Annotated in this window: 1 protein-coding gene; it reads right to left on the bottom strand. The window is 65.0% G+C overall.

Going from position 1 to position 899, the window contains the following annotated elements; genetic code table 11:
• Positions 1-44: 44 nt before the first annotated feature.
• On the bottom strand, positions 45-899 hold an 855-nt coding region (locus LOK55_RS13935), incomplete at its 5' end, for an IS256 family transposase (RefSeq protein ID WP_229935849.1).

Here is an 899-nt window from a genome sequence, read left to right as displayed (position 1 = left end):
GGGCGTGTCAAGACTTTTGTGTAAGCGGCTTGGTGTCGGTTTGATTACAGGTGGGGTTCGATGCGGTCGGGGTAGGCGAGGGCGAGCTGTTCGAGGGCCTTCTTCCAGTTCGTGGTCACGGCTCCCTCGATGAGTCGGGGCTCGGCTCTGCGCTGTTCGGAGGGCTTGCCTCGTTCCTTGAGCCGGTCTCGGGCTCGTTTGTCCTCGATGTTGCAGATCGCCAGCCAGAGCAGCTTGACGGCGGCGGCATCGTTGGGGAAATGCCCTCGGGATTTGGTGACTTTCCGTAGTTGGTAGTTCAGCGACTCGATGCTGTTGGTGGTGTAGATCACCCGGCGCAGCTCGGGCGGGAACGCGAGGAACGGCGTGAACCGGTCCCACGCGTCTTGGAACGTCTTCACCGCCGACGGGTAGCGCTTGCCGAGGTCGGAGTCCGCGAACTCGGTCAGCGCTTCGAGCGCGGCGTCCTCGTTCACCGCCTGGTAGATCGGCTTGAGCGCTGCGGCCACGGCTTTGCGGTCCTTGTAGTTCACGAACCGCATCGCTGCCCTGATGAGGTGCACGACGCAGGTCTGCACGGTCGCTTGCGGCCAGGTGGCCTCGATCGCTTCGGGGAACCCGGTCAGCCCGTCGGTGCAGACGATGAGCACGTCGCGGACGCCGCGGTTGGCGAGTTCGGCGCACACGGCCGCCCAGAACTTCGCACCCTCGACCGCTTGCACCCAGATTCCCAGGACGTGCTTGATGCCGTCCATGTCGACACCGACGGCGATATGCGCGGCCTTGTTCCGCACGTGGCCGCCGTCGCGGACCTTCACCACGATCGCGTCCAGGTAGATCACCGGATACAGCGCGTCCAGCGGACGGGTCTGCCAGGCCAGGACCTCGTCTGCGACCTG

This window comes from Microbacterium sp. F2E (assembly GCF_020905435.1).
Lineage (GTDB): Bacteria > Actinomycetota > Actinomycetes > Actinomycetales > Microbacteriaceae > Microbacterium > Microbacterium lacticum.
This window is presented reverse-complemented; position numbering and strand designations above follow the sequence as displayed.